Annotated in this window: 22 protein-coding genes; 11 read left to right on the top strand and 11 right to left on the bottom strand. The window is 71.6% G+C overall.

Translation table 11 applies throughout. The features are described from left to right. Positions 1 to 52 precede the first annotated feature (52 nt). Positions 53 to 622 carry a dihydrofolate reductase family protein gene (locus tag EIM47_RS03075; protein WP_125076118.1) on the top strand — a complete coding sequence of 190 codons (570 nt, stop codon included), beginning with the start codon at positions 53 to 55 and terminating at the stop codon, positions 620 to 622. A gap of 218 nt (positions 623 to 840) precedes the next feature. Here EIM47_RS03075 and EIM47_RS03080 read toward each other — a convergent pair whose 3' ends face one another. Further along, a complete protein-coding gene (locus EIM47_RS03080) occupies positions 841 to 1,269 on the bottom strand; it encodes an organic hydroperoxide resistance protein (RefSeq protein ID WP_019397869.1) in 429 nt (142 codons plus the stop codon). Positions 1,270 to 1,567: 298 nt separating this feature from the next. Here EIM47_RS03080 and EIM47_RS03085 point away from each other — a divergent pair, with 298 nt between their 5' ends. After that, positions 1,568 to 1,780 (top strand): hypothetical protein, encoded by a 213-nt coding sequence (locus EIM47_RS03085; RefSeq protein WP_019397870.1) that lies wholly within the window; start codon positions 1,568 to 1,570, stop codon positions 1,778 to 1,780. Between the two features lie 108 nt (positions 1,781 to 1,888). Here EIM47_RS03085 and EIM47_RS03090 read toward each other — a convergent pair whose 3' ends face one another. Continuing rightward, positions 1,889 to 2,683, bottom strand: coding sequence for an OBAP family protein (locus tag EIM47_RS03090; RefSeq protein WP_233581665.1), 795 nt, complete (start codon positions 2,681 to 2,683; stop codon positions 1,889 to 1,891). Between the two features lie 286 nt (positions 2,684 to 2,969). Between EIM47_RS03090 and EIM47_RS03095 the strand changes: the two genes are divergently transcribed. From EIM47_RS03095 to EIM47_RS03110, 4 genes are all read left to right on the top strand, one after another. After that, entirely contained in the window at positions 2,970 to 3,173 is a 204-nt protein-coding gene (locus EIM47_RS03095; protein ID WP_240626137.1) for a hypothetical protein, read from the top strand. A gap of 78 nt (positions 3,174 to 3,251) precedes the next feature. Next, positions 3,252 to 3,752, top strand: a complete 501-nt coding sequence (locus EIM47_RS03100) for a lipocalin family protein (protein WP_125076119.1) — start codon at positions 3,252 to 3,254, stop codon at positions 3,750 to 3,752. Positions 3,753 to 4,024: 272 nt separating this feature from the next. Further along, on the top strand, positions 4,025 to 4,927 hold the full coding sequence (dapA, locus tag EIM47_RS03105) for a 4-hydroxy-tetrahydrodipicolinate synthase (protein ID WP_125076120.1): 903 nt from the start codon (positions 4,025 to 4,027) through the stop codon (positions 4,925 to 4,927). A 61-nt stretch (positions 4,928 to 4,988) separates the two neighbouring features. Beyond that, positions 4,989 to 5,750, top strand: coding sequence for a DUF72 domain-containing protein (locus tag EIM47_RS03110; protein ID WP_125076121.1), 762 nt, complete (start codon positions 4,989 to 4,991; stop codon positions 5,748 to 5,750). A gap of 248 nt (positions 5,751 to 5,998) precedes the next feature. On the opposite strand, the gene EIM47_RS03115 is transcribed toward EIM47_RS03110, so the two are convergent. After that, positions 5,999 to 6,613: a M23 family metallopeptidase gene (locus tag EIM47_RS03115; protein ID WP_019397876.1), complete on the bottom strand. Its 615-nt coding sequence runs from the start codon at positions 6,611 to 6,613 to the stop codon at positions 5,999 to 6,001. Between the two features lie 152 nt (positions 6,614 to 6,765). Here EIM47_RS03115 and xth point away from each other — a divergent pair, with 152 nt between their 5' ends. Further along, the gene (gene xth, locus EIM47_RS03120) at positions 6,766 to 7,566 is read left to right on the top strand and encodes an exodeoxyribonuclease III (RefSeq protein WP_125076122.1); all 801 of its coding nucleotides are present in this window, start codon (positions 6,766 to 6,768) and stop codon (positions 7,564 to 7,566) included. Positions 7,567 to 7,668: 102 nt separating this feature from the next. After that, on the top strand, positions 7,669 to 9,855 hold the full coding sequence (locus EIM47_RS03125; protein ID WP_125076123.1) for a hypothetical protein: 2,187 nt from the start codon (positions 7,669 to 7,671) through the stop codon (positions 9,853 to 9,855). Position 9,856: 1 nt separating this feature from the next. Here the strand turns inward: EIM47_RS03125 and EIM47_RS03130 are convergent, their stop codons facing one another. The 3 genes from EIM47_RS03130 to EIM47_RS03140 all read right to left on the bottom strand — a co-directional run bounded on the left by EIM47_RS03130 (position 9,857) and on the right by EIM47_RS03140 (position 11,182). Next, a complete protein-coding gene (locus tag EIM47_RS03130; protein WP_019397879.1) occupies positions 9,857 to 10,522 on the bottom strand; it encodes an HAD hydrolase-like protein in 666 nt (221 codons plus the stop codon). 66 nt (positions 10,523 to 10,588) lie between these two features. Next, complete coding sequence (locus tag EIM47_RS03135; RefSeq protein ID WP_026010367.1) at positions 10,589 to 10,855, bottom strand: hypothetical protein; 267 nt, start codon at positions 10,853 to 10,855, stop codon at positions 10,589 to 10,591. Between the two features lie 96 nt (positions 10,856 to 10,951). Next, positions 10,952 to 11,182, bottom strand: a complete 231-nt coding sequence (locus EIM47_RS03140; protein WP_019397881.1) for a DUF6522 family protein — start codon at positions 11,180 to 11,182, stop codon at positions 10,952 to 10,954. Between the two features lie 193 nt (positions 11,183 to 11,375). Between EIM47_RS03140 and EIM47_RS03145 the strand changes: the two genes are divergently transcribed. After that, positions 11,376 to 12,452: an MFS transporter gene (locus EIM47_RS03145; protein WP_050992137.1), complete on the top strand. Its 1,077-nt coding sequence runs from the start codon at positions 11,376 to 11,378 to the stop codon at positions 12,450 to 12,452. Here the strand turns inward: EIM47_RS03145 and EIM47_RS03150 are convergent. The 3 genes from EIM47_RS03150 to EIM47_RS03160 form a co-directional block, all read right to left on the bottom strand. Continuing rightward, entirely contained in the window at positions 12,449 to 12,730 is a 282-nt protein-coding gene (locus EIM47_RS03150; RefSeq protein WP_019397883.1) for a hypothetical protein, read from the bottom strand. The two genes, EIM47_RS03145 and EIM47_RS03150, sit on opposite strands and share 4 nt — an antisense overlap. Positions 12,731 to 12,856: 126 nt before the next feature. After that, positions 12,857 to 13,360 carry a hypothetical protein gene (locus EIM47_RS03155; RefSeq protein ID WP_028914852.1) on the bottom strand — a complete coding sequence of 168 codons (504 nt, stop codon included), beginning with the start codon at positions 13,358 to 13,360 and terminating at the stop codon, positions 12,857 to 12,859. A 191-nt stretch (positions 13,361 to 13,551) separates the two neighbouring features. After that, positions 13,552 to 13,839 (bottom strand): DUF3247 family protein, encoded by a 288-nt coding sequence (locus tag EIM47_RS03160; protein ID WP_019397885.1) that lies wholly within the window; start codon positions 13,837 to 13,839, stop codon positions 13,552 to 13,554. Between the two features lie 128 nt (positions 13,840 to 13,967). On the opposite strand from EIM47_RS03160, the gene EIM47_RS03165 reads away from it, so the two are divergent. Next, positions 13,968 to 15,062: an aldo/keto reductase gene (locus EIM47_RS03165; RefSeq protein ID WP_125076124.1), complete on the top strand. Its 1,095-nt coding sequence runs from the start codon at positions 13,968 to 13,970 to the stop codon at positions 15,060 to 15,062. 48 nt (positions 15,063 to 15,110) lie between these two features. Here the strand turns inward: EIM47_RS03165 and EIM47_RS03170 are convergent, their stop codons facing one another. Continuing rightward, positions 15,111 to 18,275 (bottom strand): efflux RND transporter permease subunit, encoded by a 3,165-nt coding sequence (locus tag EIM47_RS03170; protein WP_125076125.1) that lies wholly within the window; start codon positions 18,273 to 18,275, stop codon positions 15,111 to 15,113. Between the two features lie 79 nt (positions 18,276 to 18,354). Then, positions 18,355 to 19,551 (bottom strand): efflux RND transporter periplasmic adaptor subunit, encoded by a 1,197-nt coding sequence (locus EIM47_RS03175; RefSeq protein WP_125076126.1) that lies wholly within the window; start codon positions 19,549 to 19,551, stop codon positions 18,355 to 18,357. A gap of 232 nt (positions 19,552 to 19,783) precedes the next feature. On the opposite strand from EIM47_RS03175, the gene EIM47_RS03180 reads away from it, so the two are divergent. Further along, positions 19,784 to 21,046 (top strand): MFS transporter, encoded by a 1,263-nt coding sequence (locus EIM47_RS03180; protein ID WP_125076127.1) that lies wholly within the window; start codon positions 19,784 to 19,786, stop codon positions 21,044 to 21,046. Positions 21,047 to 21,077 lie beyond the last annotated feature (31 nt).

Genomic DNA, 21,077 nt, shown 5'->3' on the forward strand with positions numbered 1-21,077 from the left:
CGGTTCGTCGGTTGCCTGAAACCGGGAACCACCCACGGAGGACGCTCGCTCGATGAAGACGCAGTATTACGTGGCTTCCACCCTCGATGGATTCATTGCTACGGAGGGCGACTCGCTGGATTGGCTGTTCCCCTTGGGCAGCCTGGAGGAGTCCAGCTATCCAGAGTTCATCCGCGATGTCGGTGCGTTGGCCATGGGGGCGGCGACGTACGAGTGGATGCTGCACAACGCGGAAACGGTCGCCAGGGAAACCGGGTCTCCCTGGCCGTACACGCAGCCCGCCTGGGTATTCACCCGGCGCAACCTGCCAACTGTTCCAAATGCGGACATCAGGTTTGTGCAGGGCGACGTCGTCGCCGTCCACCGCGAGATGAGCAGGGTGGCGGATGGCAAGAACATCTGGGTCGTTGGCGGGGGAGACCTCGCTGGGCAGTTCCACGATGCCGGGCTGCTTGACGAGCTGATCGTCCAGATCGGTTCGGCGACCCTTGGCGCCGGCAAGCCATTGTTCCCGCGCCAGGTCCTGAGTCCGGCGCTGCACCTGGCATCCGTGCGGAAGCTGGGGGGCGAGATGGTCGAGCTGCGTTACCAGATCCGCAGGGGCGCCGCAGCTGCAGGTTAGTTCCGTTTCCGGATGTCCGGCGAAGGGAATGCCGGCACCGGTTGCGCGGTGCCGGCATCGGCAGATGGCCTACTTCCTTGCCTTTCCGGCCTCGCGCGCGGCTGCGGTGATGGCGGTGGCCAGTAGGGCGCGAAGCAGGGTGTTCATGGCGATGTCCTTGGGTGGGCGCCGGCCGCTGCGGGGGCAGCGGCGAGGGGCGCGATGTATCGGGGCTTCAGTCAGCTGGCGAGGCGCAGCTCCACCTCGATGTTGCCGCGGGTGGCGTTGGAGTACGGGCAGACCTGGTGGGCCTGCCCGACCAGCGACTGCAGGGTGTCGCGATCGATCTCCGGAGCGGAGATGGTGAGCGTGGCCTGCAGGCCGAAGCCACCACCCAGCGGGCCGATGCCGATACCGGCGGTCACCGAGGTCGAGGCCGGCAGGGCGATCTTCTGCTTGCCGGCGACGAACTTCAGCGCACTGAGGAAACAGGCCGAATAGCCTGCGGCGAACAGCTGCTCCGGGTTGGTGCCGTCGCCACCCGGGCCGCCCAGTTCGCGCGGGGTGGACAGGGCCAGGTCGAGCCTGCCGTCGGAAGTGGAAGCACGGCCTTCGCGGCCGCCGGTGGAGGTGGCGGTGCCGGTGTAGAGGATCTTCTCGGGGGGCATGGTGGGCTCCTTGGATGGGGCCGGAGCGGCGCATCCGGCGAGGCCTACTGTGCCGCCGTCCCGCGGGCGCGGGCGGCCGTGGCGTCCGGAAAACTTGGCCGGGCGTCCGGGCAGGGCTGCGTGCCGGTTTGCGTGCGAGGTTGCGTCCACCGCACGGGCATGGCGCCTGTGATTAGGGCTGGACGGTGTTTCCGTGCTCGTGACGCCGGTGTTCAGGCGCTCGTGCGCCCCGGGGATGCGCCGCGTTCACCTGCCGGCGTCGACCATCGCCTGGCCATCCAGGAAAGAGGACGCATCGATGAGGACACTGCTACTGCCGGCGCTGGTCGCCGCGCTTTGCCTGCCGGCATGCCGCCAGGAACACCCGGCCGACCCGGCGCGGGACAATCCCGCGCCCACCGCCGAAGCGCACCAGCCGGAGGCCGATGCACGCTACGCCACCGGCGCGCAGGAAACCCGGGTAGGCGAGGACCCGGAAGCCGACGAGCAGCGCCCCCGCGCCCAGCGTTGAGTCCGCGTACGGCCTTTGCAGCGACGTGCTGCGCTTCGCCTGCGGTCGCCCCACTTCCGTGGCCCTGCCACGCCACCCCCACCAATCACCAATCCCCGGATCCCGGCCTCAATAGAACATCGCCACCGGAGCCGGCGTAGCGGCCTCGGCCTTGTCGACCACGCCCGGGATTGGCTGGGACTGTGGGAACTGGCGGCGCAAGGTGTTCACGCCGTCCTGCGGCCGCGCCAGCTCGACCAGGTCGGCGCGGTCGCGGCGGCGTTCGTCGGTGGAGATGTCCATGCGCTTGTCGCGCTCGTCGACCAGTTCCGGCCGCACTTCGCCATCGCGGCTGAACGACCAGGCCAGCATCGCCGGGCCCAGCGGCATCCTGTCGCCGGGCTGCACGCCGTCTCGCGTGTGCCAGGTATGCCAGGTCTTGCCATAGCTGTTCATCTTGGAGCGCATCAGCTCCTTCTCCGCTGCCTCGGGCAGGTTGGGCGCGACCAGCTGGCCGGACAGGATCTCGCCGTTGTGCGGATGCCAGTAGCCGCGTTCGTCCTCCGGCAGCGACTCGTAAAGCGTCTCGGAGATGATGTACTCGATGCCGGTGAGGTTGGCCTCGGCCCCGTTGCCGTCGAACAGCGTGCACTGGGCGAAGTCCTCGTTGACCTGGCGGCAGAAGTGGTGCGCCTCCATCTGCTGCAACGGATGGTCCTTCATCGGATGGAAGCCGACCACGTACATGTCCATCTTTCCCAGCGGCCCATTGCCCTGCAGCAGGGCGGCGCCGGCCTCCAGGGCACTGGTACGGGCGGATTCGTCCGCGCCGGGCGGCGTTACCGCCGGATCGACGCGGTCGCCGCCGGTGCAGGCGGCAAGGGCGAGGGCCAGCAGGGGCAATGCGGCGCGGGTCCGGTGCATGGCGGGGGGCCTCCATCGGGGAGGCCGGGATAGCACGCAGGTGATCGTCATGCGGTGAAGCGCCGGCCTGGCACGCCGCGCAGGCACCGGATCGCGGGAAGCACGCACTCCCGCCGTGCGGTCGGGAAGCAACGTCGACGTCAACGGACAGGCACGAGGCATTGACGCCATGCTTCCCCGCGCGGGGCTACGGTCGGGCTTCCTTATCGCAGGAGGCCGCCATGGCCAGGTCCAATCCCACCACCCCCGACGCGCCCGAGGACGAGGTCTGCCTGGGCGAGGACGCGTGCCGCTGCAACAGCAGGGGCCTGAACTGAAGGACCCGCGTTCGGTCGCGGCGATCGACAACATCGGCGTGGACGACCAGGCCGACCTGCTCGACGTGGCGCTGGACGAGGAGCCCGGCGACCGCGATGCCTATGGCCGCTCGTTCGCCGACGACGTGCGCAGCGACGCGCCGCATGGCATCCGCGACAGTGGCGAAGACTGAACCGCAGGCGGGCGCGGACGACGGCGGATTCACGCTGCTGCGTCTGCAATGCGGGCTCCTTCCCAAGCGGACATGCCCATGAACGATGCTTCCATGCCCGTGACCGTCGCCGCCGTCGACCTGCAGCGTTACCTCGGCACCTGGTACGAGATCGCGCGCCTGCCGATGCGCCACGAGCCGGCGGACTACACCGACATCACCGCGACCTATTCGCTCAACCCGGGCGGCAGCGTGCGGGTGCTCAACCGCGCGCGCGACGGCGAGGGCGAGCCGCAGGAGTCCGAGGGCGAGGCCACCGTGGTCGAGGGCAGCGGAAACGCAAAGCTGGAAGTGAGCTTCATGCCCGACGGGCTGAAGTGGATTCCGTTCACCAAGGGCGACTACTGGATCCTGCGCCTGGACCCGGACTACCGCACCGCCCTGGTCGGTTCGCCGGACCACAAGTACCTGTGGCTGCTGGCGCGCGAGCCAGTGTTGCCGGCGCCGGTGCAGCAGGATTTCCTGGACACGGCGCGGGCGCAGGGCTACGAACTGCAGGACCTGATCCTCACCCCGCACACGGGCAATCCGGTGCGTTGAGCAGTCCGGCCGGCCACCCTGTCCTGGGCGAGGGCAGGGGGCCGGCCCGTCCCGGGCCTGGAAGGCGCATGCCGTCGTCCCGGTGTGCGCCTCGTGCAAAGGAAGCACCCTGCTCCCGCCGGGAACCTGGATGGCCTGTCGCCGCCTCCCCGGTGCGCTTGGCTTACCCGGCCACGGTGGCGGTGGCGGGTTTTGTTGCAGCGGTGACTACCCGTGCATGCCGCGCCGGGGCCGATAGAATCGGCGCTTCCACGCCAACAACACCCCACGCCATGACCGGTCCGGATGTCTTCCTGCGCGGCAGCATCGTCGCGCTCGTCACGCCCATGCACGACGACGGCAGCGTCGACTACGACGCGCTGCGCAAACTCGTGGACTGGCACGTGGCCGAAGGCACCGACTGCATCGGCGTGGTCGGCACCACCGGCGAGTCGCCCACGGTCAGCGTCGAGGAGCATTGCGAGATCATCCGCGTCGCGGTCGAGCAGGCGGCCGGGCGGGTGTCGGTAATGGCCGGCTGCGGCGGCAATTCCACCGCCGAAGCGATCGCCCTCGCCGAATACGCGCGCAAGGTCGGGGCGCACAGCCAGTTGCAGGTGGTGCCGTACTACAACAAGCCCGGCCAGGAAGGGCAGTACCGCCACTTCCGCGCCATTGCCGAGGCCACCGGCGACCTGCCGGTGGTGCTGTACAACGTGCCCGGCCGCACCGGCGCCGACCTGCAGCACGACACCGTACTGCGCCTGGCCCAGGTACCGGGGATCGCCGGCATCAAGGAAGCCACCGGCAACATCGAGCGCGCCCAGTGGCTGGTGCGCGAGGCGCCCCACGGGTTCGCAGTGTTCTCCGGCGACGACGCCACCGCGGTGGCACTGATGCTGTGCGGCGGCCATGGCAATGTCAGCGTGACCGCCAACGTCGCCCCGCGGCTGATGCGCGAACTGTGCGCCGCGGCGCTGGCGAAGGACGTGGAGGCAGCCATGCGCATCCAGCTGCGCCTGCTGCCGCTGCACCGCCAGTTGTTCTGCGAGGCCAATCCGATCCCGGTGAAGTGGGCGCTCAAGCGCCTGGGCCGCATCGGTGGCCACTTGCGCCTGCCGCTGACCGAGCTGGAGCCCGCCAACCAGGCAAAGGTCGAGGCCGCGTTGCGCGAGGCCGGCCTGCTCGAAGGCTGACGGGCTTCGCCGCACACTCACGCCGCGTGCCGGACACTCCCCCGGTCTGGCGGGAGGGACCATGGGCGCGGGAACCGGCGGGGTACGCATCGGCTGCGCCGGCTGGTCCATCCCGGGCCGCCACGCAGCGCTGTTCGGCGCGGGCGACAGCGCACTGGCGCGTTATGCCACGCGCTTCGACGTGGTCGAGGTCAATTCCTCGTTCTACCGCCCGCACCAGCACGCCACCTGGCAGCGCTGGGCCGCCGCGGTGCCGCGCGGCTTCCGCTTCTCGGTGAAACTGCCGCAGGAGATCTCGCACGAACTGGGGCTGCGCGGCGCCGGCCCGGCGCTGGACCGCTTCCTGGAGCAGGTCGATGGCCTGGGCCGGAAGCTTGGCGGCTTCCTGTTGCAGTTGCCGCCCGGACTGGAACTGGACGCGCGCAGCGCATCGGCGTTCTTCGCCATGTTCCGCCGCCGCAGCGACGTGCCGCTGGCGTGCGAGCCCCGCCATCCCGGCTGGTTCACGCCACGCGCGGAGGACCTGCTGCGGCGGTACGACGTGGCCCGGGTGGCGGCCGATCCGCCGCGGGTGCCCGGCGGCGACGCGCCTGCGGCCGCGCCGCGCTGGCGCTACTGGCGCTGGCATGGCTCGCCCCGGATCTACTACAGCGACTACGCAGAGCCGGCCTTGCGCGAACTGGCCGCGCAGGTGCGCGCGGCGACGGGCAGGGGGCAGCGCTGGGTGGTGTTCGACAACACCGCCCACGGCTTCGCGATCCCCGACGCGGCGCGGCTGCAGGAGTTGCTGCATGGGGACGTGCCGAAGCAGGCCCGCGGTTGACCTGCACAGGGAGGCCACCCCGGACTCGCCGGCGGCATCGCTTCCGGTCCCAATCCCTGGTTCGGCTTGCTGGCCGAAGTGCGACGGCGCTCCATGGCGGACGCGCCATGCCGGTGGGTTCGCAGGCGGTCATCATCGGCAGCTCGGACGCTGGCCCGGAGCGTGGGCAGGGGGCAGGGCCAGGCGCCTGCCTGCCCGGGACCTGCAGGCGCTGTCCGGGCAAGGGCGGGCTGGCAGTGCGGGTGGCGTCAGGGGCTCGCGATCCGGCGCTGGTCCCAGCGGATCTGCAGCGGCTGCTCGTCGCGCCAGGCGCCGATATGGATGTGCGGGCTGCGCGAATAGCCATTGTTGCCGACCCGGGCCAACTGTTGCCCGGCGCGCACGGCTTCGCCCTCGCGCACCACCGGGTCCTGGATATGGCCCAGCACCACCTGGGTGCCGTCCGCGGCATCCAGCAGGATCATCGAAGCCGGCGGCTTGCCGGCGATGCCCGGCTCGTTGGTGACCGGGTTGAGCGAGATCCTGCGCACCGTGCAATCGCAGGGCGAGAGCACCGGCTGGTTCCAGCCGTACCAGTCGGCGTTGCTGTAGCCGTCGTTGCGGTACAGGCGGGTGAAGGCGCGGCCATCGCTCTCGACGAACTCCTGGACCAGGCAGTCCTGGCCAAGGTCGTCGCCCAGGTAGCCGAGGTCGCCCGCGGCGTGCTCGGTGCAGGTGTAGCGCGTGGCGTACAGGGGGTGGGCGAGGAACTGCGGCGGCGGCTCGGGATCGGTCCGCGAGGACCGGGCCGACGCGGCCGGCACGACCACCAGGCCCAGCAGGGCCAGCGCCCACTTCGACTGCAGGATGTTCCGGAACTCCATGCACCCTCCCCGTGCGCGTCGATGCCGGGCGAGCTTAGCAAGCCGCAAGGCGCGCCGAACGTGACCGGGTTCGCATGGGCTTTCACTGCCTGCCGACCCCACTGGCCCTAGCTTCGCGCGGAGGAGGATCCCGCCACGACCACGGAGCGATGATGCCCCGCCGCAAGCCACGCGTGCTCAAGCTGGCCACCTACAACGTCAACGGCATCGGCCCGCGCCTGCCGCACCTGCTGGCCTGGCTGGAGCGCGAGCAGCCGGACGTGGTGGCGTTGCAGGAGTTGAAGGCGCGCGACGAGGCGTTCCCGGCGGCGGAGCTGGAAGCGGCTGGCTACTGCGCCATCTGGCATGGCGAGCACCGCTGGAACGGCGTGGCGCTGCTCGGGCGCGGGGCCAGGCCGGTGGAAAGCCGCGGGCTGCCGGGCGACCGCGACGACCACCAGAGCCGCTACATCGAGGCGGCGGTGCATGGCATGGTGGTGGGCGCGCTGTACCTGCCCAACGGCAACCCGCAGCCGGGCCCGAAGTTCGACTACAAGCTCAAGTGGATGGCACGCTTGGCGCGGCACGCCGCGACCCTGGTCGAACTGCCGCATCCGGTGGCGCTGCTCGGCGACTTCAACGTGATCCCCAGCGACGAGGACGTGTACGACCCGAAGTCGTGGAAGCGCGACGCGCTGATCCAGCCGGAGGTACGCCAGGCCTACGCGAAGCTGCTGGCCCAGGGCTGGACCGACGCCCTGCGCCAGGTGCACGGCCAGGCGCGGATCTACACGTTCTGGGACTACTTCCGCCAGCACTTCGAACGCGACCGCGGCCTGCGCATCGACCACCTGCTGCTCAATCCGGTGCTGGCGGCCGGGCTGGAGGATGCCGGGGTGGACCGCTGGGTGCGGGCGCTGGAGAAGCCCAGCGACCATGCCCCGACCTGGGTAACGGTGAAGCTGCCGCGGTAGGGGCAGGCGAAGCGCCACGCGCCGCTGCATCGCCAAGCTCCGGGCAACGGGACCCCGGGCGCGTGGAGGCCGCCATCACCCGCCGCCGGCGATGCTGTGCGCATGCCAATTCCTTCCCCCCGCGCCTGGCTGCAGGCCCATCGCACCGGCCTGCGCCGGGCCGGCTGGACCTTGCTGGGCCTGTACCTGCTGTACCTGTTCGCCGCCAACCTGTTCCTCAACAGCGCCATTGGCGAGCGCGTGGCCAACCGCAAGCCCGACCGCTACCACGCGCGCTGGGACTGGGCGCTGAGCGCCTACCCGGGGCATATCCACGCCAGCGGGGTGGTGATGGGCGGGCATGCGCGCACCAACCGCTGGGCGGTCGCCGCGACCCGCGCCGACGGCCGCATCCGGGTGCTGCCGCTGCTGTGGCGCACGGTGTCCTTCGGCACCATCCGCGCGCACGACGTTTCCGTGCATGTGTCCAGGGTCGCCGAGGACAAGCTGCCATCGAAGCGCGAGGGCCGTGGCTGGACCCTGGATTTCCCGGCCATCACCACGCCCAGCCTGCTGCGCCTGGATTTCTACCAGGCGCGGGTCAGCGGCCGCGGTGACGCCCGCTTCGTGTTCACCAAGCAGCTGCAGGGCGGACCGATGGCGGTGGGCGCATCCACCCTGCGCATGCCCGAAGCCACCCTGTCGGTGGCCGGGGTGGAACTGCTGCGCGGGGGCAGGCTGGAGTTCGGCCTGGCGATCCCGGCGCATATCAGGGAACGGGCGCAGGGCCGGGAGAAGTTCGGGATCCTGGACGCGTACCTGCGCGCCGAGGGTGCCGCGCCGGCGATCGACCTGTCCGCGCGCCATGGCGAGGCGCTGCCGCTGGACGCGCCCGGGCAGGCCGGTCACCTGCGCGCGGACCTGGCGCTCAGCCGCGGCGTGTTGCGACCCGGCAGCCGCCTGGACTGGTCGGCGCCGGTGCACGCGCTGGATGCGGAAGGGCGGCCGGTGCGGTACCCGCTGGGTGCGGCGCTGCGCACGCGCCGCGAGGCGATCGAGCTGGCGCTCCGCATGCCGCGCACCAGGCCCGGTGCACCCTGGCTGCAGGCCGACCTGCGGCTGGACGACCGCCGCCTGGGGCCCGACGACTGGCTGCGCCCGGTGCGTGCGCTCAACGGCCGCCTGCGCACGCACTGGCCGCAGCTGCCGCTGCGCTGGATCGACACCCTGCTGGACGACCTGGCCTGGCTGGAAGTGGACGGGCGCGGCGACCTGGACGCCGATATCGTGCTGGCCGACGGCCAGCCACGGCCCGGCAGCCGCATGGACCTGGACCGCCTGGGGCTGGCCGCGCGCGTCCTGGACAACCGCTTCGCGGGACAGGCGCAGGCGCGTGTCCGCGTGCTGGAGCAGGCCGGCGCCCCGCGCACCGAAGCCGACATCCGGCTGCGGCACTTCGCGCTTGGACCCGAGGCACGTCCGGGCCAGGTGGACCTGCGCGGGCGCGACCTGCGCCTGGAGCTGGTGTCGGCCGGCCCGTTGGCGGAATTCCAGCAGCACCTACGGGCGCGGCTGCGCTTCGAGGACGCGGAGGTGCCGGACCTGCGCAGCTACAACCGCTACCTGCCCGGTGCCAGTGCGCGCTTGCTGGGCGGCAGCGGCCTGGCCAGCGGCGACCTGCACCTGGACCGCGAGGGCGGCATGGTCGACGGCCACATGCGCCTGCGCGGGCGCGACGTGCGTTTGGCGCTCGGGCCTTCGCGGCTGTCGGGCAACGTGGAGCTGGACAGCCGCCTGCGCCGCTTGCAGGTGGGCGAACGCCGCTACGCGGTCCAAGCGCTGAGCGTGGGCCTGGACGGCGTGCGCCTGGAGCGGGAGCGTGGCGGCCAGGCGCCCTGGTGGGCGCGCATGCGCCTGGAACAGGGCGAACTGCACTGGCGCGAGCCGTTCGAGGTCAACGGCCGCGGCACGGTGGAAATGCGCGACGCCAGCGTGCTGGTGGGCCTGTTCGCCGAGCGCAAGGCGTTCCCGCGCTGGATCGGCAACCTGGTCGATTCCGGACGGGCCCAGGCCAGCGGGCGGTTGCGCATCCGCGACCAGGAACTGGTGTTCGACCATGTCCACGCCAGCAACGACCGCATCGGCCTGCAGGCGCGGCTGCGCATCGCCGGCGGCCAGCCCGACGGCGACCTCTACGCGCGCTGGGGCGTGCTGGGCATGGGCGTGGAACTGCAGCCGGGGCAGCGCAGGCTGCACCTGGCCGGGGCGCGCGAGTGGTACGAATCCAGGCCGGCGCTGCTGCCGGAGTAGCTCAGGCGCCGCCGAGCGCCTGCAGCTCGGACACCTGCTGCAGCCATACCTCCGGGTTGCAGGCCTGCAGCGCCTCGGCCGTGGCATAGCCCCAGGCCACCGCGCCGAAGGCCAGCCCGGCCTGGCGCGCGGCCTCGGCATCGGAGGCCTGGTCGCCGATGTAGATGGCACGCGCGGCGGGCACGCCGGTGCGGGCCAGCACCCGCCGCAGGCGCCGCGCCTTGCCGAACAGCGAGGCGCCGCATTCGACGTGGGCCAGCAGGTCCCAGCAGTCCTCGCCCAGGATGCGGCGGCTGTTCTGCGCCGAGTTGCTGGTGACCAGGGCCAGGCGCATGCCACGCGCATGCAGGGCGTGCAGGGCCTCGCGTGCGCCGTCGAAGCAGGCGATGGCATGGCCCTCGGCCTGCATCAGCCGGCGGAAATCCCGCGCCACCAGCGGCAGCCGCCATGCCGGCAGGCGGGTGTGGCGCATGACCTGGCGCGGGCTCATGCCGCGCAGGTGCTCGACCTCGTGCGCGGCGATCGGGGCGAAGCGGTGCCGCTGCGCCAGCCGGTTGTGGTTGGCCACGAAGAAACCGAAGGAGTCGGCCAGGGTGCCGTCGAGGTCGAACACCGCCAGGTCGTAGCGGCGGCAGGTACCGGTGGTTGCGGCGGTGATGGAAGGCATGCGGCGGGCGCGGGTGGCGGGAAGGACGCGATTCTGCCCGGTCCCGCCCGGCCCGTGCCCGTGCCGTCATTCACCCTCGATTTCCTGCAGCGCCACCTCGAAGCGGCGCGCGTAGCCCCGTTCCCCGCTGACCCGCGCCACCTCCGCGTAGGGCGTGTCGGGGGCGCCGTAGACCGCGCAGGCGACCTCGCCGTCCTGCCCGGTGCCCACCTGGCGCAGGCGGTAGCGGGACTGGCCACCGCCGCCGTCGGGCGGGTAGTGCATGGGCGGCTTGCCCGGGTCCAGGTCGATCTCGGTGTTGTCGACCACGCCGCCGACGAACAGGCCCCGGATCATGGTGCACCTCGCTGCTGTGGGGATGGCTGCAGGTTCCTCCCGGGCGCGTGCCCGGGAGGTCAACGCGCCTGCACGATCTTCCGGGCGAGCGCTTCAGTCCACGTCCACCACCCGGCCGCAGCGGTCGATCAGGAACCGCGCGCGCCGGCGGCCGTGGTAGAAGGTGGCGCGCCAGGTGCCGGCGTCCTCGCCGGTGCCGCGCTCGCACAGCACGGCGATCCTGCCCTGGTCCATCAGCCGGCGGAACTCGGGCACTTCCAGGCCGACCCGCGCCGCCACGCGGGCACCGTCGATCTCGAGGGCGGGAAGGTTGCCGCTGGCCATCGCATGCCTCCTGTGCCCTCCCAGCATCACAGGGCGGCGGGATGGCGTCCTTGATCCAGGTCATGCCGCCACGCGCGGACAAGCGGTGGCCCCCACTGGCGGCGGGGATAATGGCCGCCCGGCCCACCCAGGAGTTCCCCGAGTGCCAACCACGCCCCGCCTCGAGCAGCACGCCACCCGCGCGGCCTTCTTCATGCCCGGCTTCGCCATCGCCGCCTGGGCGCCGCTGGTGCCGTTCGCCAAGGCGCGCGCGGGGCTGGACGAGGCGATGCTGGGCATCGTCCTGCTGTGCCTGGGCGCGGGCTCGCTGGTGGCGATGCCGCTGGCCGGCGCCCTGGCCGCGCGCCAGGGGTGCCGCCGGGTGATGGTCGCGGCGATGCTGGCCGCCAGCCTGGCGCTGCCGGCCCTGGCGGTGGCCCCGGGCGCGGTCGGTCTCGGCCTGGCGCTGTTCGTGTTCGGCGCGGCCATCGGCGCGATGGACTGCACCATGAACCTGCAGGCGGTGGCGGTGGAGCGCGAGAGCGGGCGCGCGCTGATGTCGGGTTTCCACGCGTTCTACAGCATTGGCGGGTTCGCCGGCGCGGCCGCCATGACCGCGTTGCTGAGTGCCGGCGCCGCGCCCTTGCCGGCGTGCGTGGCGGCGGTGGCGGTGGTGCTGGTGCTGGTGGCCGCCGCCTGCCGCCACTGGCGCGCTGAACGGGTGGATTCGGACGTGCCGGCCTTCGCCTGGCCGCGCGGCAGCGTGCTGCTGATCGGCACGGTGTGCTTCGTGATGTTCCTGGCCGAGGGCGCGATGCTCGACTGGGGTGCGGTGTTCCTCGACCAGGCCAAGGACATGGATCCGGCGCGCGCGGGCGTGGGCTACGTGGCCTTCTCGCTGGCGATGACCGTGGCGCGCCTGAGCGGCGACCGCGTGGTCCAGGCGATCGGTCCGCTGCGCGCGGTGGTGGCCGGCGCACTGGTGGCGTTCGCGGGTTTCGCGCTGATCGTGCTGGCGCCGGGGGCGTGGCCGGCGCTGGGCGGGTTCGTGCTGGTGGGGATCGGCTGCGCCAACATCGTGCCGGTGATGTTCTCCGCCGCCGGGCGCCAGGCCGCGATGCCGGAAAGCCTGGCGGTGCCGGCGATCAGTACCCTCGGCTATGCCGGCGTGCTGGCCGGGCCGGCGCTGGTCGGCTTCGTCGCCCACGGCACCTCGCTGCAGTTCGCGTTCTGGTGCCTGGGTGCGGCGGTGCTGGGAGTGGCGGTGGCCACGCGCTGGTTGCGCGCCTAGCCGGCGGCGGCGTTGGCATCGCCGCCGCGCCGCTTCGTGCGCCAGGCCATGACCTGGCCGACGATGGCGGTGGCCAGCAGGCAACTGTTGGTGACGATGAACACGGTGTTGTCCAGCAGCACCGAGTAGACGATGAACAGGGCCGAGGCGGTGGCCTGGCCGACGAACAGCCAGGTCGACACGCCTTCGCCGCCGCTACGGGCCTGCTTGAGGATCTGCCGCGCGAGGGTGGCCAGCAGCACCGCCGATGCGGCCCAGCCGATCAGGTCCGGGTTCATGGCCGGCTCCGGCGGCGTCGGTGGCTGGACTGGCTGCAAGATGGGCGCGTCATCGTCTGCACGGGAATGGCCGGAGGCGGCCCAGCTTCGCGCGCGGAGGGTCAAACCGGGGTGAGGCTCCCGCCCTCAGGCATCATCGGCGGCGCGCGGACCCGGCAAGGCCGGGGAGATGCGGCCGGTTTCCACCCATTCGCGCAGCCGGCGCAGGGCCTGGCCGGCCAGCAGCAGGGGTGCCGGGTCGGCCTGGCGGCCCAGCAGTCCGGTGGGGAAGCCTTCGGCGTGGAACGCGACTTCCAGTGCCACTTCGGTGCCCGGGCGACCGCGGGCGGGCAGGGCGGTGAGTTCGCTGGACAGCAGGAATCCGCCTTCGCCTTCGGCGTGGTGGCAGGCACGCGCCGCGTCGCGCGCATCCAGGCGCAGGTGCACCCGCGGCGACGGTCCCAGCGGCGTCCTGACCCGCCACAATCCGGCATCCCCGCCGGCCACGGGCTCGGCCGCGCCGTCGAGGATCCGTGCCTGCACGGCCGGATCGCACCAGGCATCGAGGATGCGCGTGGCGCCGGCCTGGAAGGTCAGGCTGCGACGGATGCGGAGGCGGGGCTTGCCCGCGTGGGGCGCGGGTCCGTTCACGGCCTGCCCCCGGCGATGGTGCATGCCGGGGGCAGGCAACGTGGTCGACAGGCGTGGCGATGGCTTTGCATTGATCCGTCGTTGGGGTGGGGCGCGCGGCCACGCTGTCCGGTCGCGGGGGGCCTGCGCGTGAATCGCCGCGGTGGCCGCGATGCAAAGCGTGCAATGGCGACCGCGGTCGCGGATCGGGTTCAGGAGGAGCCGACCCGCACCACGCGTTCCACCTCGTCCAACCAGTACAGGTGCATGCCGCCGTCGCCGTCGTCGACCCGGAACAGGCCGTTGGTGCCCTCGTTGCCGTCCGGATCGAGGAACTGCTGGATCGCCGGGCGCTCGGGCAGGGTGCCGCGCAGGATGCTGCCGTCGCGCATGTGCACCTCCACCTCCAGCTCGCCGTCCAGCTCCAGCTGCAGGGCCTTGAGGCGTTCGATCGCCTGCGGGTCGGAATGCACGCGCGGTGCGATGGCTATGCTGTTCATGGCCGTCCTCCATCGGGGACTGCACACGCTAGCCGGAGGCAAGTGACCGCCGGATCATGGCCGCGCCTGCACGTGGCGTGGACCGCGCCGGCCGCAGTCTGGAGCGCCATCCTGCGGAGCACGCGGCCATGACCGATCCGACCCGGACCGCGCCCCCGCTGCCGGAGCCCGGCAGCGTCCTGCCCACACGCGGCCATGTTTCCACCCGTTCCCTGCCGCGCAACCCGCCCTCGCAGCGTTATCGCCCGCCGGCCAAGCTGGGCCTGGGCGGGGTGGCGTTCGGCAATGGCTTCGCCGCAGCCAGCGACGCGCAGTGCGAGGCGACCCTGGCCGCGGCCTGGGAGGCCGGCGTGCGCTACTTCGACACCTCGCCCTGGTATGGCCTGGGCCTGTCGGAACGGCGCTTCGGCCATGTCCTGCACCGGCATCCGGCGGAGGAATACGTGCTGTCCTCCAAGGTGGGCCGGCTGCTGACCGGCACCAGCGGCCCGCTGCAGGAGACCATGTGGGTGGAGCCGGCGCCGTTCCGCTACCGCTACGACTATTCGGCCGCCGGGACAAGGCGCTCGGTGGAGGACAGCCTCAACCGGATGGGCGTATCGCAGCTGGACGTGGTGTTCATCCACGACCTGTCGCCGGACAACGAGCAGGACCTGGGCATGCCCTGGGAGCGGCGCTTCACCGAGGCGGCCAAGGGTGCCATGCCCGAACTGACCCGGATGCGGGCGGAAGGCCTGATCAAGGCCTGGGGTTTCGGGGTCAACCGCCCCGAGCCGGCGCTGGCTGCGCTGGAGGAAGCCGATCCGGACATCTTCCTGCTGGCCTGCCAGTACTCGCTGCTGGACCACGCCCGGGCGCTGCACGAGACCTTCCCGAGGATCGCCGCGCGCGGCGCTTCGGTGGTGGTGGGTGCACCCCTGCTGGCCGGCTACCTGGCCGGGCGCGACCGCTATCTCTACGAAGGCGAGGTGCCGGACTGGGCACCCGGCAAGCGCGCGCGGGTGCAGGCGGCCTGCGATCGCCACGGGGTGGACCTGCGCACCGTGGCCCTGCAGTTCGCCGCGGCGCCGGACGTGGTGGCGGCGGTGATCCCGGGCGCGCGCACGCCGGAGCAGGTGCGGGCGAACGTGGCTTCGATGGCGGTGGACGTGCCGCCGACGCTGTGGGCGGAACTGAAGGACGAGGGCCTGGTCGAACGCGAGGCCCCGGTGCCGGCGGCCTGAGCCGCCGGGAGGCCGCGACGCCAGCGGGGGCGCCGCGGCCCTGCCGGCTCAGCCGGCCTGCGGCTCCGGCTCGCCGGTGGCGCCGGCCTCGCGCGCGGCCACGCGGTCATGGCTGTGGTCGCGCGCCAGGTACAGGTAGAACGCCGGCAGCACGAACAGGGTGAACGCGGTGCCGATGGTCATGCCCGAGGCGATCACCATGCCCAGCGAGAAACGCGCGGCGGCGCCGGGACCCTTGGCGAGCAGCAGCGGGATCATCGCGAACACCAGCGCCGCGGTGGTCATCAGCACCGGGCGCAGGCGGATGCCGGCGGCCTGCTCGATCGCCTCGCGCCTGGACAGGCCTTGCAGCTGCAGCTTGTTGGCGAACTCCACGATCAGGATGCCGTGCTTGGAGATCACGCCGACCAGGGTGACCAGGCCAACCTGGGTGTAGATGTTGATGCTCATGCCCGGGAATGCCTCGATCCCGGCGATCTGCAGCGCGCCGGCCACCAGGGCCAGGAAGTTGAGCACCAGCAGCGCGCCGGAGATCGCCATCGGCACGGTCACCAGCATGATCAGCGCGTCGCGGAAGCTCTCGAACTGCGCGGCCAGCACCAGGAAGATCGCCACCAGGGCGAAGCCGAGGGTGACCAGCATGGTCGCGCCCTCCTGCTTGTACTGGCGCGACTCGCCGGCGTAGTCGACGCTGTAGCCCTGCGGCAGCACCTCGGCCGCCGCCTCCTCCAGCACCCGCAGCGCCTCGCCCTTGGACACGCCCGGGCGCGGGGCGAAGGTGATCGCCACCGCGTTGAGCTGCTGGAAGCGCTTGAGCGTCTGCGGCTGCGCGGTCTCCTTCAGCGTGACCAGGGTCGACAGCGGCACCAGCTCGCCGTCGCGGGTGCGGGTGTAGTAGTTGCGCAGCTGGTCGGCGTTGAGGCGGTCGCTGCGGCGCACCTGCGGGATGACGCGGTACGAGCGGTTCTCCATGGCGAAGCGGTTGGTGTAGCCACCGGACAGCATGGCGGCCATGTCCGCGGCCAGGGTGCGCATGTCGATGCCCAGCGAGGCCGCCTTCTCGCGGTCGATCTGCACCTCGACCCGTGGCTTGTCGATCTTCAGGTCCTTGTCCAGGAAGATGAAGCGGCGGCTTTCCATCGCCTTCTGCAGGATCGCGTCCGACAGCTCGTTGAGCTGCTGCAGCGAGCCGATGCCCAGCACCAGGAACTCGCCGCCGCCGTCGCCGCCGGCGGTGGGCAGCGAGGGCGGGACCAGGGCGAAGGTGTTCAGGCCGGTGACCTGGGCCAGCTTCGGCTGCAGCTCCTGCTGCAGCACCTGGTTGGTCGAGCGCTCGCGCTCGCTCCATGGCTTGAGCACGAAGCCGGCCATGGCGCTGTTGCTGGCGCCGCCGCCCCCGCCGAAGCCGCCGTTGAACAGGAAGAAGTCGTTGACCTCGGGGATCTCCGCGGCCATCGCGTTGATCTGCGCGGTGTAGCGCTCGACGTAGTCCAGGGTGGTGTAGGCGTCGGCGCTGCCGATGGCGAAGATGAAGCCCTCGTCCTCCAGCGGCGCCGGCTCCTTGGGCGCGGTCCAGTACAGCAGCCCGCAGGACACCAGCACCAGCAGGCCGAACACCGCGATCACGCTGCGCGTCTCCAGCGCGCCGTGCAGGCGCCGCTGGTAGCCGCTGCGCAGCTTCTCGAAGCGCGCGTCCAGCCAGCCCTCCAGGCGGCCCTTGCCGGCGCCGTTCGCGTGCGGCTTGAGGATGCGCGCGCACATCATCGGCGACAGGGTCAGGGCGATCACGCCCGAAAGCAGGACCGAGCCGGCCAGGGTGAAGGCGAACTCGGTGAACAGCACGCCGGTCAGGCCACCCTGGAAGCCGATCGGCAGGTACACCGCCACCAGGGTGGTGGTCATCGCCACCACCGGCCAGGCCAGCTCGCGCGCGCCCTTGATCGCCGCGTCGTGCGGGCTCATGCCCTCCTCGATGTGGCGGTGGATGTTCTCCAGCACGATGATCGCGTCGTCCACCACGATGCCGATCGCCAGCACCATCGCCAGCAGGGTCAGCAGGTTGATGGTGTAGCCGAGCAGCAGCATCAGGAACATCACGCCGACCAGCGACAGCGGCACGGTCACCGCCGGCACCAGCACGCTGCGCAGCGAGCCGAGGAACAGGAAGATCACCACGATCACGATGACCACCGCCTCGATGATCGTGCGCACCACCTCGTTGATCGCGTCCTCGATCGCCTCGGTGCTGTCGTACGGGATGGACGCCTCGATGCCCTCCGGCAGCTGCGGCACGATCTCCTCGTCCCACACCCGGCGCACCTCCTCGATCACGTCCAGGGAGTTGGCGTCCGGGGAGACGAAGATGCCCATGAAGGTGGCGGCGTCGCCGTTGATCTGCACCGAGGTGCCGTAGCTCTCCGAGCCCAGTTCCACGTCGGCCACGTCGCCCAGGCGCACGATCGCGCCGTTCTCCTCCCGCACGATCAGCCGGCGGAACTCCTCCGGGCTGCGCAGGTCGGTGCGCGCGGTCAGGTCCACGGCGACCATCTGGCCCTTGGTCGAGCCCAGCGCCGAGAGCACGTTATTGGCCTGCAGCGCCTGGTGCACGTCGCTGGCGGTGACCCGCAGCGCGGTCATGCGGTCGGGCTTGAGCCACACGCGCATGGCGAAGGTGCCCGCGCCGAGGATCTCGGCGCGCTGCACGCCGGGGATGGTGGCGATGCGCGGCTCCACCGCGCGCACCAGGTAGTCGGTGATCTGGTTGTTGTCGAGCCGGTCGCTGGCGAAGGAGACGTACATCGCCGCGATCTGCTGGCCCTGTTGCAGGTCGATCACCGGATCCTCGGACTCGGCCGGCAGCTGGCTGCGCAGCTTGTTGACCTTGGCCGCGATCTGGGTGAGCGCCTCGTTGGCGTCGTGGTCCAGGCGGATGTAGGCCTGGATGGTGGAGATGCCGGCGGCGCTGGTCGAGGTCAGGTAGTCGATGCCCTCGGCCGAGGCCACCTCGCGTTCCAGCGGGGTGGTGATGAAGCCCTGCATCAGGTCCGCGTCGGCGCCGTAGTAGGCGGTGCTGACGGTGACCACCGCGTTCTGCAGTTCCGGGTACTGGCGCACGTTGAGCTCGGAGAACGAGCGCAGGCCCAGCAGCAGGATGAACAGGCTGACGACCAGGGCCAGGACCGGCTTGTTGATGAAGATGTCGGTGAATTTCATCGTGTCCTCCTCCGGCCGCGGGGGCGGCCGGGGTGGTGGGCGCCGCGCGGGCGGCCGGGAGCGGCGGCGTTGCCGCCGGTCAGCGGTTCTCGGGACGCGGGTCGGGGTCGGCCTGCGGGGTCACCGTGTTGTTGATGAGCACCGGGGCGTCGTTGCGCAGGCGCAGCAGGCCGCTGCTGACCACCACCTCGCCGGGCTCGAGGCCGTCGGTGATGCCGACCAGGTCGCCGCGGGTCGGGCCGGTGGTCACGAAGCGCTGCCTGACCACGTGCTGCGGTGCCTGCTGGCCTTCCTGGACCTCGGCGTTCTTCACCTCGTCCGGGGCATCGACCAGCACGTAGACCGAGTTGCCGTACGGGTTGAAGCTGACCGCGGTCTGCGGCACCACCACGACCTGGCGCGGCTGGCCGAGGTCGAAGCGCACCCGGGCGAAGGTACCCGGGCGCAGCACCCCGTCCGGGTTGGCCAGGGTGGCGCGCACGCCGAAGTTGCGGGTGTTGGTCTCCACAGCCGGCTCCACCGCGGTGATCTCGGCCTCGAACGCCTGCTCGGGCAGGGCATCCACGCTCACCTGCACCTTGCTGCCGACCACCACCTGGTTCAGGCGCTGCTCGGGCAGGGTGAAGTCGACGTGGATCGGGTCCAGCGCCTGCAGGGCCACGATCGGGTCGCCCGGGTTCAGGTACTGGCCCAGGTTGATCCGGCGGATGCCCAGCACCCCGTCGAACGGCGCGCGGATGGTCTTCTGCGCGATCAGGGCGCGCTGCGCCTCGGCCTGGGCGCGGGTCTGGGCGGCGTCGGAGACGCGCTCGTCGACCTCGGCCTGCGACACCAGCTTCTGCGCCCCCAGCTCGCGCCAGCGGTCGCGCTGGGTGGCGGCCAGCTCGGCGGCCGCCTCCAGTGCGTTGAGCTGGGCCAGCTCGTTGGCGGTGTTCAGCTGCACCAGCAGGTCGCCCTTGCGCACCCGCTGGCCGGACTCGAAGGCGATGCGCTGGACCACGCCGCCGGCCTCGGTGGTGACCTGGGTGCCGTTGTCGGCGACCAGGGTGCCCACCGCCTCGGCGGTGTCGCTCCAGGTCTCGGCGCGCGCCTCGAAGGTGCTGACCTCCACCGGCGGCTGCGGCATGTTGTCGAAGAAGCTGTTGAGCGCGCGCTGCGACGCGAACCACAGCCCGAACACGCCGCCGAACACGACGACGAACAGGATCAGCATCAGGGTCATGCGGCGGCCGGTGGATGGCGGGCGCCCGGCGCGTTGCGGCTTGCTGGCACTCATGTGGGGTTCCATTGCTTCAGGTCGTACGGGGGACGGGTCGCGACGGGGCGGCCGCGCGGGCGGCCCCGGTCCTTGCGATGAGATGCGGCATTGCCGGCGCCACGGCGGGGGACGGCGGCGGCAGGGAAAGCGCGATTCTGGCCGCAGGCCGGTTGCCGGCGCAACGGCTGCCGGGCCCGGCCGGATCCTGGGCCATAATCGGCCGCCCGTTCCAATGCCTTGCAGACTGCCGATGAGTGCACCCGCCTCGCCACGCCGCATCCTGTTCGCAAGCCTCATCGGTACGACGATCGAGTTCTTCGATTTCTACATCTACGCCACCGCCGCGGTGCTGGTGTTCCCGAAGCTGTTCTTCCCGGCCTCGGAGCCGACCGCGGCCACCCTGCAGTCGCTGGCGACCTTCGCCCTGGCCTTCCTGGCGCGGCCGCTGGGCTCGGCGGTGTTCGGCCACTACGGCGACCGCATCGGGCGCAAGGCGACCCTGGTGGCGGCGCTGCTGACCATGGGCATCTCCACCGTGGTGATCGGCCTGCTGCCGACCTATGCCCAGGTCGGGGTGCTGGCGCCGGCGTTGCTGGCGCTGTGCCGCTTCGGCCAGGGCCTGGGCCTGGGCGGCGAATGGGGCGGGGCGGTGCTGCTGGCCACCGAGAACGCGCCACCGGGCAAGCGTGCCTGGTACGGCATGTTCCCGCAGCTGGGCGCGCCGCTGGGCTTCCTGTGCTCGACCGGGGTGTTCCTGGGGCTGGCGCACTTCCTGGACGAGGGCCAGTTCATGGCCTGGGGCTGGCGCGTGCCGTTCCTGGCCAGCGCCGCGCTGGTGCTGGTGGGCCTGTGGGTACGGCTGCGCATCACCGAAACCCCGGCGTTCCGGAAGACCCTGGAGCGCGAGGAGCGCGAGCGCCTGCCGATGGCCACGGTGCTGCTGCGCCACCCCGGCACCCTGGTGGTGGGCACCCTGGCCCTGATGGCGACCTTCGTCCTGTTCTACCTGATGACGGTGTTCGCGCTGAGCTGGGGCACCTCCGGCCTGGGCTACGGGCGCGAGCAGTTCCTGCTGCTGCAGATGGCCGGCGTGCTGTGCTTCGCCGCGACCATCCCGCTGTCGGCGGTGTACGCCGACCGCTTCGGCCGGCGCCGGGCGATGATCCTGGCCACCGTCGGCATCATCCTGTTCGGCCTGCTGTTCAAGCCGCTGTTCGAGGCCGGCAGCGCCTGGCAGGTGTTGCTGTTCCTGTGCGTGGGCCTGGGGCTGATGGGACTGACCTACGGTCCCTGCGGCACCATCCTGGCCGAGATGTTCCCGACCCCGGTGCGCTACACCGGCGCTTCGCTGGCGTTCAACCTGGCCGGGATCCTGGGTGCGTCGCCGGCCCCGTACATCGCCACGCGGCTGGCTGCCAGCCACGGCATCGGCGCGGTCGGCGCCTACCTGGCCGGCATGGCCGCGCTGACCCTGCTGGCGCTGCTGCTGGTGCCGCGCCAGCCGGTGGACTGAGCGCGCCGGCGCTGCCCGCGCGCCGGCGCGC

Source organism: Pseudoxanthomonas sp. SGT-18 (assembly GCF_003931645.1).
Taxonomy (GTDB): domain Bacteria; phylum Pseudomonadota; class Gammaproteobacteria; order Xanthomonadales; family Xanthomonadaceae; genus Pseudoxanthomonas.

What these genes read in the sequence shown, in the direction of transcription:
- EIM47_RS03150 (WP_019397883.1), bottom strand. Translation starts at nt 12,730, where the DNA reads ATGAACCCGGACCTGATCGGCTGGGCCGCATCGGCGGTGCTGCTGGCC.
- EIM47_RS03170 (WP_125076125.1), bottom strand. Translation starts at nt 18,275, where the DNA reads ATGAAATTCACCGACATCTTCATCAACAAGCCGGTCCTGGCCCTGGTC.
- EIM47_RS03130 (WP_019397879.1), bottom strand. Translation starts at nt 10,522, where the DNA reads ATGCCTTCCATCACCGCCGCAACCACCGGTACCTGCCGCCGCTACGAC.
- EIM47_RS03075 (WP_125076118.1), top strand. Translation starts at nt 53, where the DNA reads ATGAAGACGCAGTATTACGTGGCTTCCACCCTCGATGGATTCATTGCT.
- EIM47_RS03180 (WP_125076127.1), top strand. Translation starts at nt 19,784, where the DNA reads ATGAGTGCACCCGCCTCGCCACGCCGCATCCTGTTCGCAAGCCTCATC.
- EIM47_RS03175 (WP_125076126.1), bottom strand. Translation starts at nt 19,551, where the DNA reads ATGAGTGCCAGCAAGCCGCAACGCGCCGGGCGCCCGCCATCCACCGGC.
- EIM47_RS03115 (WP_019397876.1), bottom strand. Translation starts at nt 6,613, where the DNA reads ATGGAGTTCCGGAACATCCTGCAGTCGAAGTGGGCGCTGGCCCTGCTG.
- EIM47_RS03125 (WP_125076123.1), top strand. Translation starts at nt 7,669, where the DNA reads ATGCCAATTCCTTCCCCCCGCGCCTGGCTGCAGGCCCATCGCACCGGC.
- EIM47_RS03110 (WP_125076121.1), top strand. Translation starts at nt 4,989, where the DNA reads ATGGGCGCGGGAACCGGCGGGGTACGCATCGGCTGCGCCGGCTGGTCC.
- EIM47_RS03085 (WP_019397870.1), top strand. Translation starts at nt 1,568, where the DNA reads ATGAGGACACTGCTACTGCCGGCGCTGGTCGCCGCGCTTTGCCTGCCG.
- EIM47_RS03090 (WP_233581665.1), bottom strand. Translation starts at nt 2,683, where the DNA reads ATGCACCGGACCCGCGCCGCATTGCCCCTGCTGGCCCTCGCCCTTGCC.
- dapA (WP_125076120.1), top strand. Translation starts at nt 4,025, where the DNA reads ATGACCGGTCCGGATGTCTTCCTGCGCGGCAGCATCGTCGCGCTCGTC.
- EIM47_RS03080 (WP_019397869.1), bottom strand. Translation starts at nt 1,269, where the DNA reads ATGCCCCCCGAGAAGATCCTCTACACCGGCACCGCCACCTCCACCGGC.
- EIM47_RS03160 (WP_019397885.1), bottom strand. Translation starts at nt 13,839, where the DNA reads ATGAACAGCATAGCCATCGCACCGCGCGTGCATTCCGACCCGCAGGCG.
- EIM47_RS03165 (WP_125076124.1), top strand. Translation starts at nt 13,968, where the DNA reads ATGACCGATCCGACCCGGACCGCGCCCCCGCTGCCGGAGCCCGGCAGC.
- EIM47_RS03145 (WP_050992137.1), top strand. Translation starts at nt 11,376, where the DNA reads ATGCCCGGCTTCGCCATCGCCGCCTGGGCGCCGCTGGTGCCGTTCGCC.
- xth (WP_125076122.1), top strand. Translation starts at nt 6,766, where the DNA reads ATGCCCCGCCGCAAGCCACGCGTGCTCAAGCTGGCCACCTACAACGTC.
- EIM47_RS03100 (WP_125076119.1), top strand. Translation starts at nt 3,252, where the DNA reads ATGAACGATGCTTCCATGCCCGTGACCGTCGCCGCCGTCGACCTGCAG.
- EIM47_RS03140 (WP_019397881.1), bottom strand. Translation starts at nt 11,182, where the DNA reads ATGGCCAGCGGCAACCTTCCCGCCCTCGAGATCGACGGTGCCCGCGTG.